General features: G+C 59.6%; 9 protein-coding genes. All 9 read right to left on the bottom strand.

Annotated features, from left to right (window positions below):
* A partial coding sequence (locus EOA28_RS11580; RefSeq protein WP_148670689.1) for a glycoside hydrolase family 16 protein occupies window positions 1-958 on the bottom strand: 958 nt, incomplete at its 3' end.
* Between the two features lie 972 nt (window positions 959-1,930).
* Window positions 1,931-2,269, bottom strand: coding sequence for a hypothetical protein (locus EOA28_RS11575; protein WP_127385973.1), 339 nt, complete (start codon window positions 2,267-2,269; stop codon window positions 1,931-1,933).
* Between the two features lie 13 nt (window positions 2,270-2,282).
* On the bottom strand, window positions 2,283-2,990 hold the full coding sequence (locus tag EOA28_RS11570; protein WP_127385972.1) for an SIS domain-containing protein: 708 nt from the start codon (window positions 2,988-2,990) through the stop codon (window positions 2,283-2,285).
* Window positions 2,987-3,988, bottom strand: a complete 1,002-nt coding sequence (locus tag EOA28_RS11565) for a GHMP kinase (RefSeq protein ID WP_127251835.1) — start codon at window positions 3,986-3,988, stop codon at window positions 2,987-2,989. The genes EOA28_RS11570 and EOA28_RS11565 overlap by 4 nt, the downstream gene beginning before the upstream one ends.
* Complete coding sequence (locus tag EOA28_RS11560; RefSeq protein WP_127251836.1) at window positions 3,985-5,910, bottom strand: HAD-IIIA family hydrolase; 1,926 nt, start codon at window positions 5,908-5,910, stop codon at window positions 3,985-3,987. Before EOA28_RS11560 ends, EOA28_RS11565 begins: the two co-directional genes overlap by 4 nt.
* Entirely contained in the window at window positions 5,907-6,884 is a 978-nt protein-coding gene (locus EOA28_RS11555; protein ID WP_210212014.1) for an NAD-dependent epimerase/dehydratase family protein, read from the bottom strand. Before EOA28_RS11555 ends, EOA28_RS11560 begins: the two co-directional genes overlap by 4 nt.
* Before the next feature lie 345 nt (window positions 6,885-7,229).
* Window positions 7,230-8,129 carry an NAD(P)-dependent oxidoreductase gene (locus tag EOA28_RS11550; RefSeq protein WP_127251837.1) on the bottom strand — a complete coding sequence of 300 codons (900 nt, stop codon included), beginning with the start codon at window positions 8,127-8,129 and terminating at the stop codon, window positions 7,230-7,232.
* A 7-nt stretch (window positions 8,130-8,136) separates the two neighbouring features.
* Window positions 8,137-9,756 carry a GMC family oxidoreductase gene (locus EOA28_RS11545; protein WP_127251838.1) on the bottom strand — a complete coding sequence of 540 codons (1,620 nt, stop codon included), beginning with the start codon at window positions 9,754-9,756 and terminating at the stop codon, window positions 8,137-8,139.
* Window positions 9,757-10,896 (bottom strand): glycosyltransferase, encoded by a 1,140-nt coding sequence (locus EOA28_RS11540; protein ID WP_127251839.1) that lies wholly within the window; start codon window positions 10,894-10,896, stop codon window positions 9,757-9,759. It lies immediately after the preceding gene.
* Between the last annotated feature and the right edge of the window lie 359 nt (window positions 10,897-11,255).

The raw sequence follows: 11,255 nt of genomic DNA, 5'->3' as shown, positions 1-11,255 counted from the left end.
GGGTAGGTGCTGTCGTCGGGGTCGTTGGGCTGGTTGGCGCAGCCGTCGGGGGCTGGGTCGATGACGTCGACGGAGCGACGTTGCCACCCGTAACGGTGTCGCCGCTGCCCGCCTTCTGATAAAGCTGAACCTCGTCGATCTGCATCTGCATCGACGAAGGGGTCGAACTATCCAGAGCCGTATGCCATCCGGACGCGTTCGAATTCGCGACCGAATTGCTCATGATCAATTGCATCGGTTCATCCGGGATCGCGACCTGTGCGCTGGTCACTTGCGCCATTTGTTTCCCGTCCAGATACCAGGTGATCGATTCACCAGGCACCCAGTTGATGCCGTAGGTGTGGAAGCCGCCCGTGAGGTTGATGCCGCTGTCGATGGTGTCGCCGACCCACCCTGACGGTCCGTGGAGGTGCCAGGAGAAATTGTTGTCCGCCGGCCCAGAACCGGTAAATCCACCCTCCTGTATATCGAGCTCGAAATTGTCGCCGCTGCTGCCCGCGCCGTCGCCGGGCATCAGCCAGAGGCCTGGCCATGCGCCTCCGCCGCTCGGCGCCTTCATGCTGATCTGAAGGTAGCCGCCGTTGAATTCGAAGTTGCCGTAGCTGCTGACGGCGCCGGACGTGATCGGGAATGTCTGTGCCACCCCACCCTGATTTATGCCGCTGATGGGCTGTTTGATCGCCGTGAGATCCAAGGTCCCGTTGCTCACCGACACCTGGCTCGGCATTTCATAGTCGGCATTATATGGGCCGCCCGGCGTGCTTCCTCCCGACCCATTGCTATTCCAGGCCCAGCCGTTGGCGGCATTGCTGGTGATATAGGTATGCCAATCGCTGTCGAGCGCCGTGCCGGAGAAGTTTTCCTCATAGACGAGGTCGCTCGAGGCAAAGCCTGTTGGTGCGGAAAGAGTCATTCCGTGATCCTTCTTGGGCGTTGAAAAAAATTCACTGCCGCGCATCGCCAAAGTGCGTGAGACGTCGCACGCGCAGCTAGGCAACGCGAACTGATTTGAAACTCGTAGCTGGGCTACGAGAACTGATTTCAAACTCGCATAGGCAACGCGACTGATTACAAAGGAGGGGAGATTTGGGTGTCTTCGCCCCAGACACTGATGTCGAGCGGGCTCAACGTTGATTTCACCATCGAAGACGAGTCTTGTCGACGGGAATGCTTGTCAGGTTCTCGCCCCTGAACCCGTGTACGGTGTCGCTGCCAACGCGCACAAGGCTTTCAACGATTTGAGCCGCAGCCGAATTGAAGTCGACCGCATGTCTCCCGGCGGGCGCGCCGCCGAGCTTGCTATTAAGTATAAGCACAGTAGTCCCTTAGTTCATTGCGTCTTTTTTGTTCTCATTCCGCCCGCACCCCTAAGTAAACACAGGCATTTCCGCATTTAAACTTGCTCAGACACCGTCTTGTACCTGCGTAAATTATTCGAAGACGATGTATATGACACAGGCGACCATACTACGATTTGCGGCGAGAATGAGGCTCGGCGGGTGATTGTTAACACATTCCTAATGTAACTTATTAACACGTTCTAATATGGAAAGTGATCAACGGACCGCGCCGGGGCACCCTTCCAGATGGCCTGCCACGATCGTATCTTCGGTTGAAATGTTGCGGTCGCTTTGGGTGCCCGGTGGCTCGCGCGGGTCGTTCGCATTTGAGGTCGTCGAAAGGGATGGGTGGGATGTCTTGCGATGGCGCATCGCTGACGAGCCTTCGAGCCTGTTGTCGCACCCGGCCGGATGTTCGACCACCATTTGCGCGCCGATGTGCTTGGCCGAGCTCAGCCGTTAAGGCGTTGACCACGTTCCAGTCTCTATAAATGTCACTGCGTCACGTCGCTAGCCACGCAGCCGCAATGCCCGCGTCATCCGCTGGGGTATCGTGATAGAGCACGGTCTCTACAGCGCCGCGCAGCCGTTCAATCGCAATGCCAAAGTGCCTGAATCGGGATCATATTATCAAGATCTGAGCAGCGCCAAGACGCGCAACCGCATCCAAGGGGAGAGTGCGAATGCTTGGGTACCTTGTTGAAATGGCTGGAGCGTGGCGCCACGGCGCGCATGCGCTTCGTCGCCGCGGGACGGCTCCGCGGATTGTCAGATTTGAACCGCGCAACGAGTCGCCAAAGCTCCACTTCGTGGCCATCTGCTAACAGCCTGGCCTGCTCTTTCGCCGCAACGTCGTCTACGCAGGTAAGGTTGATGCCGCCCTTGAACTGGCCGCGGTCGTCCAGAACGTAGAGCCGATAATGCTGCATCGCTTGTTCTCGATCAGGATTGCCAGCTCGTCTCGGAGCCAGCTGGATTTGCATTGAAGCCGCCAGCAGCGCTGCGCCGCTCTCGCCGATCGCTCCACTTTTGTGTACCCGCAAGACAAAGACGCTGCATGACGACATGCCCGAACATGGAATGTATGTCCTCCGCAATTTGCATGTCATTCACATTGACCCAAACCACATGTTGGGCGATCTGCCTGAGCGTTCCTCCGCCATATCCGCAAAGCCCTAGCGTAACTGCGGCATGATCATTGGCGTATCGAACGGCACGCAGAACGTTTTCCGAGTTTCCGCTTCCCGAAATCGCGACGACCAAGTCGCCTTCGTTCAGAATGTTCTTTAGCTGCTCCACGAACACATCCTGGAAAGAAACATCGTTCGCGTATGCAAACGTAAGGCCTACATTGTCGATCAGCGTCCGACCACGAAACGGGCGCTTCGTGGAGAGATAGATGCTCTTGTTCCAGTCGGTGATGAAATGCAGTGCCGTGAGCGAACTGCCACCATTTCCAAGCGTGATTATCTGCTTGCCATCCTCCTGGGCCTGCGCGACCAAGGCCACTGCATTATCGATGCTTGCGTGGTCCAATGAAGCCAGGACGATCTCGAGTTTCTTGAGATAGGCTTGAGCACTGCCGCCAAAATTTTTTATTGGGCGGGCTCCGATGTCGGTTGATTGAGTACTGCCGCCAAAATGCTTCATTGGGTGGACTCCGATGTCGGTTGATAGTGAACGATGCGGCTCCCGGCGAAGTCGAACTTGACAGGGAAGTGCTTTAGATCCCCGAGGGCCGCTTTGATTGCGTCGTGGCGATCGAGAGGTGCGAAGAACATGAGAAAACCTCCTGCACCTGCTCCCAGCAGCTTACCGCCCGTGGCACCCGCCCGCATCGCGGTCTGGTACCAGTGATCGATTGCATCGTTCGTGATTTCCTCGGAGAGGCTCTTTTTTAAGAGCCAGTTCTCGTGGAGGATTTCGCCGAAGGCGTCGAGGTTGCATCGATGCAGTTCATCACGAAGCTGATAGGTGAGCCCGACCATCCGCCTGAGCGCTTTGCGCTTGTCCGGAGCTCTTGCGATGCACTCCGACTGTCGCACGAGAATGTCCGAAGCACTGCGCGTAATGCCGGTGTAGAACATGAGTACTTGCTTCTCGATCGAGGCGATGAAATCACGCGGGCATATGAGCGGTGACACCGAGACGCTGTCATCGGAGTGAAACTCGATGAGATTCAATCCGCCGAAGGCGGCGGCGTATTGATCCTGCCTTCCAATGGGCGCGCCACAAAGTTCGATCTCGATGCAACAACTATCGGCACCGAGCTTTGCCTTGGAGACATATTGCCCCCGAAACGCGTTCAGCGCGTGCAGAAGGCCAACCGTAAAAGCGCTCGATGATCCAAGTCCGGTTCCCTTGGACGGAATATCGGCAATGGTCGTTATCTCAACGCCCCCGCATATCCCAAGGTATCCCATCGTGGCCTTGACTATCGGATGCTGGATATCCTCAACGCTATCGACCTCTTCCGTTTTTGAATAAGCGATTCGAGTGCCGTTATCGAACTTGCGGTTCACATTCACGTAGACGTACTTGTCGATAGCAACGCTTAGGACGGCGCCGCCTTCCTCCCGATAGAAGGCAGGCAGATCGCTGCCACCTCCCACGAAGCTCACTCGAAGCGGGGTCTGACTGATGATCATCCGACCGCCTCAATCGGCTCGATCACCCGCAATCGGACACACTGGTTGGCGCTCGCCCGCGATGCCAAAACGATTGGTGTCTCGTCCTCCTGACGGGAACTATAGATACGCGCTGCAGCCTCACGATCCACGCCTCGACGCGAGTATTCCCGCGTTACTCGGTGCCTCCTCAGTTCCTCATCGATATCAACGAAGAATGTGTGTGCACGACCGGGCGGAACCAAGTCGGACAGCGAAAGAGCGACGGCTCCTTCCACGACCAGGACGGTTTCCGGAGAAATGCTTATCTTTTCCGATCTTGGATGCGATACGCGGCTCAGCTTTTCGTAATAGGGCAGATCGAGCGTCTCGCGAGAACGAACGCCCACCAGGCGGCTTACAACCTTCCTGATCTCGTTCATGTCGTAGCGACCCATCACCGTTGCTTCGCGATCGGCGGCGGACCGTATCCAGCGATCAAGGGCAACGACTTGCGCATCAAAGCCGCGGCCGCGAAGTACCTCGGCGATAGCGCTGGAAAGGACGCTCTTTCCGCTTCGGGAGAGCCCTGCCACGAAACACACGTCACCCGGCTCCACATGCGCGATCAGATCGGATGCCGTGTCCACCAAGGTCGGATGAACGGTGAGAATGAACGTGGCAGCCTCGAACAAGTCCGGGACGGTATAGTCGGGCATGACATGATATTTGCTGTCCAGCCCGCCCGCGCCCGTCTCGACCAGGATCGATCTGATGCCGGACCGTTTTGCGAGTGCGATGTCGGTAGAGGAATCGCCGATGACCCAGGATTGTCTGCGATCGATATTGAACGCCTCGACCGCCTGGTCGACCAACCCGGTGGCGGGCTTGCGGCATTCACAGTGGACCTTTAGTGCTTCCACCTCACCGGCAAAGCCGCGATCTGGATGATGCGGGCAGTAATAAATGGCATCGACAAAAGCCCCGCGGCGGCCAAGCTCGGTCTCCATCTTGTCATGGATCCTCCGCAAGTCTCGTACAGAGCAATCTCCTCTCGCCACAACGGGTTGGTTTGTGACGACGATTGTGCGGTATTCGGCCTGGTTGAAACAGGCGATCGCGGCCGCGGCCCCCTTGATCAGCTCGAAGCGTTCGGGACGATCGATGTGCCCATCGTCGACATTGATGCAGCCGTCCCTGTCCAAAAATACTGCTTTCTGCGGAGAAGCGAGTGAAGCTCGGGCTATGCGGCCGGAGGCAAGGTCGGCGCAGACCTTGTCAAGTCTCGCCGGGGTTCCCGCGTCTTTTATGTACTCAGGGCTGCTATAGCTTCTGATCTCCGCGCCCGCCCGAAGCATTTCAGGAAAGAGATCCTTGCCAAAATCGAGCGGAGTTGCCGCGGCGCGCCACGGCAACAATGCTTGTCTTCGAATGTAGTAAAGAGCTGCGCTGACTTTGTTGGGATAAAAGCAACCGGGATCGTGTGGATATGGATGGAACGCGGTAACCACGCCATCTTCCGACGTTTCGATCAGATCGGAATCATGCGGGTGATCATTCGGATGGGTGAAAACAGTTGCGGCTGCTGCCTCGTGTTTTTCATGGAAGCACTTGAAGCGGGTGAGATCGACGTCGAGCATCGTGTCGCCGTAGATCGTGAGGAAGTCCTCGTCGAGCAGATCCAAAACGGACAGAACCGCCCCGGCAGTCCCGCGAGGCGCGCCGTCATCTACGCACCGAACTTCGATCCCCCAATTCCCGCGCTGATTGCAGAATTCCACGATTTGCTCGGCTGCGTGGTTCACCAGGATCAAGATCCTCTCGATCCCGTGTTGCTTGGCGAGGAGGATCTGATGCTCGAGAAGTGGCTTGCCACCAATGTTGGCCAGCGACTTGGGCAGATCACCGATCCGGCTCCTGAGCCGTGTCCCCAGACCACCGGCAAGTACAACGGCCTGCATCATGGATGTCCTTCCTGCCGCACGATTTCCACGACGGCTTTTCGGACAGCCTCGGCCGATCCAAGCTGGGGCCGCCAACCGAGCGCACGGAGCTTTGCCACGTCATAGGAAAACCGGGGAACATCGCCCGTCCAACCGCGATCTTCAAATCCGTATTCGATACCCGCGCCCGGTGCGACAGCCTCGACAGTGGTTTCCGCTATGAAGCTGACGGTTACCCCTTTGTCCTCGGGGCCGATATTGTAGCAGCCAAGCCGCTCGGATGCGTTTGCACGCAGGTAGACGACTGCATCGATGAGATCATTGACGTGAAGATAGGCCTTCCGTTGGCGGCCCGATCCCAAAACGTTCAGCTTGTTTGGTGTGATCTTCAGCTTTCTGACGAAATCCACAATGACGCCGTGTGTTGCCGGAACGCCGACCACGTTCGGAAAGCGAAAGATCAAGGCTCGCTCCAACCAGTTCTCGACGGCTGCGCTGATGAGCGCTTCCGATGCGAGCTTCATGGCGCCATAGTTGGAAATCGGCAGCAGCGGCCCGACATCCTCTCTGATCGGAGCCTCCCCCAAATCGCCGTACACGGCTGAGCTGGATGCAAAAGCAAGGAACGGAACTCCCGCCTGCCTCATTGCGTCCAACACGTTGAACGTCGTTAGAAAGGTATCGCGCAGATCGACAGAGGGATCTGAGATTCCTGCAGGAATGTCCGAATTGGCAGCCATGTGCCAGACTTCGGAAATCGGAATGCGACTGTGACAGTTCATAAAGCGGCTTCTCACCGCAGCCGCGTCTGAGAGATCCACTTTCTCAAAAATGAACCTCTCATGCGTAAGAAGCTCGTTCAGGTTTTCCCGAGAACCTCGCGACAGGTTGTCAAAGCCAAAGACCGGATATCCACGATCAATAAAAATCCTTGCAAGCCTGCTTCCTACAAAGCCGGCCACTCCCGATATGAAGATGGCGCGCGGTTCAACCAATCGGATTGCCCCTTGCCTTTTGTGCGCAAGCTTTCGCGCCAAAGTCTTCCGGATTCTGCAATGACTTCCGTTTGCGAGCCTTCACCGCTGGACAGCCGCGAGTTCGACCGGGGCTCGGCATTAAGCTCTGCGCCCGTCTTTGAGGTCATGCGTCTCTTGCGTCTCTGTGAATCATTGCATGGTTTTCTTCGATCCGCGATTATTCCTCGGGGGTAGCCCCATTTTGCTGATCCGGACTGAATCGCATCGCGCCCGCTGTGGGGCGACGCTGCTGCGGATTCTGGCGGTCGTGCCGGCCGCACAATCTCGCCGTTTGCGTCTCTGTCGGATCGAACCGGCCTTCGACTAAGAATACCGACGCAATGTCCCGGATGAGGGGCGGTCGCCATCCACCGAGAAGCCCCGAAACTCGATACCGAGCTGCTTGAGCCGCTCTACGCCGGGAACCTCTCGCGCCGGGCGCACGAGCCCGAGGATGGAGTCGGATCGGAAGGGCAGGGGGACATGCACCGCCTCAGCTGCCTTGAGGGCGCCACTGACAAGCTGCCAGGGCACGGCGACGGCACGCAGTGTTCTGCCTTGCGATGCGGCGATCTCGTTCATGAGCCGTCGGAACGGCACCGGTTCGGGGTTGGCCAGCCCTACCGGTTCCGGCAGGGGCATGTCCGACTCGGCAATACGCACCATAGCGGCTGCCATGTCCGCCTCATGCACCATGAACTGATGGGATTGCGCCCCGATGAGAGGTGTAACCGGCAGCGTGGTGAGCTTGCGGAGCGCGCCTGCCATCCCGCCCCAACCGGGGCCGTACACTAGGCCGAGCCGGGTGGAGACAGCTCCCAGACTGCCCGCCGTGCGCTCGCAGGCCAGTTTCGCCTGACCGTACAACTGTTGGGTTCCCTTATAGGCGGACATCGAGGAGATAAAAATAACCCGGCGAACCCCTGCGGCGGCGACATTGCGGAGGAGGTGCTGCGAGCCTGACACATTGGTGCCCCACACATCGCCGGCGCTGACGAGGGTCAGGTCCCATGCACCGTGGATGAGCACATCCAGGTCGCTGAATGCGGCCCCTGACGGCGGGCGCTTGATCTCATATGGGCGCCACTCGGCGACGCTGGCGGCAGATTCGGAGGCCACCCGGTTCGGGCGGGCGAAGGCGATGACCTTATGCCCTTGTTCGGCGAAGGCGGCGCGCAGGATGGTCCCGACATATCCGTTCGCTCCGGTGATACCGACCCGCATCGAACGCTCAAGCCGTCAGCTGCATCGCTTCGCGGGCGATGCGATGCGAATTGGCCATCACCGTCAGCGTAAAGGTGGTAGCCGGAACATTTGGGAAAACCGACCCGTCGATGAGATGGATCCGGTCCCAGCGCGCCAGCCGCCCAAGGCGGTCTGTCGTCGCACTCCCGGAATCCGGCTCATTGGCGTGAGGAAAGCTGCCGCCAAAGTGGTAGCTTTTGGCTCCGCCCGACCACAGCATCCGCGGCGTGACTGGCCACAAGTCAAGGTAAGGTGCCGCCCTGCGGATCCGGCTTATCACGTCAGGCAGCATTGGAGGCACGCATTTGCCCCTGACCTTGGCCTCGCTGAAGCCCTCCGAAGTGAGAGTGATCTGGGGGAGCTCGTCAGGAGCTGCTGCGGACAGCTGGGCGCTCACTCGGATCTTGGGTGACGCCCAGGACGGCAAGTAGCCCAGGCCTACCGTCAACCGGCTGAGCAGCCGATCGGTCGCGAAGGCGGCGGCGCGGTGTTTGAGGAAACCGGGAAGCGCATCGTAATATGCCTGATTGAACGGATAGAAGTGAATCTGTGAAACATCCAAGCCTTCGTCGTCCCGGGCGATGACCATGGTGAACTGGTTGAGTGTGAACTCGCGCCTTGCACGTGGGTCGGGGGTTGGCTTCATGGAAATCATTGGAAGAACGAACTGAGCAGATTCCGAAAGATGCACCGGCTGGTTCGATCCGAGCGAGCCCAACATCAGCCTTGTGGTCCCGATTGCTCCGCAGCCCACGAAAACCCGGTCGGCCGTGAATCGCTGGATCCGGCCGCTCGACAGCTCCCGTGCGTGCACGACGGCCGTGTCGCCCTCCTGTTCGACTCGCACCGCGAGCAACCCGCTGCGGTAGTCGATCCTCCCGTTGCGCCGGAAGCGATCGAAGCTGTGCGAGGCCGAGAAGATCAGCGACCGTGGGCACCCGGTCATGCACAGGCTGCAGGGCTGGCATTGAGGGGCAGCGAAGGCGAGCCGGGCGCGGCCTATCGTTATTCCGGTGGAGCGCACTCGCTCGCGGTGCCGGTCGTAGTTGGCCAGGACCATTTGTGTCCGCGGCGCCAGCGGCGGAAGCGCGTCCGGGGATCCGATGAGGGGAAACCACTCCTCGAGATCGTCGGACTCTCCCGCGAAAGGTATGTGACCCAGGATAGTCCGATAGTGCTCTTCCATATCCGAGAAGCCGAACGGCCATGCCTTGAACGTGGCGGCGCTGAAGGGCATGATCTGGGCCCCCCAGACATTGCTGAACCCCCCGTAGGCGCTCGATATGACCGCCGGGTTCACTCTGCTCACGGAATGGACGCCGTCGAGCTGGCCCTTGTTGGCAAACGGGAAATCGGATCCGTAGCTTCTCTTTTCAGGCAGCGAGTCGGACTGGACCCGCTTGGGCTGCTGGCTGATCCGGCGGACATCCTCTTCATCCCAGTCGTCGACACGCAGCCTAGACAGCCTGGCTATGACCTCCTGGGTCTCCGCGTTCAGCACGGTGCCCGGGTCGAACACGGTTATCTTCTCGTCCGGTTTTTCGGACAGCGCCAACACGGCGGCGGCTGCAGCCGGACCCGACCCGATGATTAGCGAAGACGGCATCTACTTCCCACGCCTAACGCCTTGCGCGGCTGCGTCCAGGATCTGCTTGTTTGCCTGTAGGCGCAGCTGGCGCCGGCGGCCCAGCAGCGCGATCCGGCCGGTGACATGGCCTGCCGCGGCAAGGCCCACGCCAACGATTATTGCCGCGCACCGCGCCAGCCCGTGGGCGTCGCCCTTGGCCGCCTGCAAAATCTCGCGCGGTACGCCCCTGGTCAGCGCGTGCCAGACGAAGCGCGTCTCGGCACCCAGTGTGGCGGCGTCGCCCATCTGAGCAAAGGCCTCGACTTTCCCCTTGTTGACGAAGAAGCAGCGGCGCCAAAAGTACTTCCAGGTGGGCCGTGAGGCAGGCACAAAGTGGCGGACGGTCGCCGCCGGTTCATAGATGACCGCTTCGCTGCCCTTGATGTGCGCCACGCGGTGGCACATGTCCATGTCGTCGTGATGGTCGGAATGGAATCCCCCCACCTGCTCGAGGAGGGTGCGCCGCACCGACATGTTGGCTCCGATGAGGTGAGCCAAAGGAGCTCGGCTGGTCGGAAGGCCATCGTAAGTACATCCGAACACCCAGTCGAACTGTAGAGGGAACCAGGCCGGGCGGCCAATCTCGAACACCGGAATCGGACGCCCGCCGACGGCGCCGATGCGCTCGTCCTGGTAGGGTGCGGTGAGAACCTCGAGCCAGTCCTTGTCGGCCGCAGCATCGTCATCCAGGAATGCCAGGATCTCTCCGGCAGCCGTCTCGGCTGCCGTGTTTCGGGCCGATCCGAGATGCCCATCCCATTTGTTCTGGATCACCCGTATCGGGGGGGTGGATGCGGCGAAGTCAGCCCATTGGGCGGCACTACGGTGGAACAGGGGCTGGTCGACGCATACGATGATCTCGCAGGGCTGCAATGTCTGCTCCTGAGCCGAGGCCACCGACTTCAGCAGGAGTGCCCATCTGTCCGCAGTGTAGGCGCAGATAATTACTGAGATCGTAGGGGGGCGGCGTTCGCTGCTGACGCCATCCTCGGACTGCCCGGTCCTCGACCGCGGCTGTCGGGTTGTGGCAACGTCATCAGCGCCGCGGGCGACACCGATACTTGGGTTCCCGACGTGACCCTCCCGGCCATAGGATTGCGCAAGCTTCAGAATACGCATCTAGGAATTCTCCCGACTTGAGCTGCCAGTGTCTGTCCAAACTCTTTGGTAGGGGTGCGATGGTCCTGGTTTGAAACGCCGGGCTTCTACGCACCGGATTCGGCCTGCCCGAGTTCTCACCACGGAAGATCACCGGGGCTCGCGGGCGCGGCGGGGCCTGGCGGCGCACCCCGGCGATCGAGTGTGGAGGCGCAGATCACAACGCAAGCTTCGGTCATGGCAGTTGGTGAGTTGCTTCTGAGGCCGAGCTGGTATCGCGTGTCTGCGTCGCTCGAGCCGTGGCGGCTTTGAGGATGTTCCAGAGCGCACCACCGTCATGGTGGATATCGAACTGGTCGTGTTCGTCGACAGGATAGTGT

Source organism: Mesorhizobium sp. M2A.F.Ca.ET.067.02.1.1 (genome assembly GCF_004023285.1).
Classification (GTDB): Bacteria; Pseudomonadota; Alphaproteobacteria; order Rhizobiales; family Rhizobiaceae; genus Mesorhizobium.
Note: the sequence above shows the minus strand (reverse complement) of the source record. Positions and strands in the feature narration are given on the sequence as shown.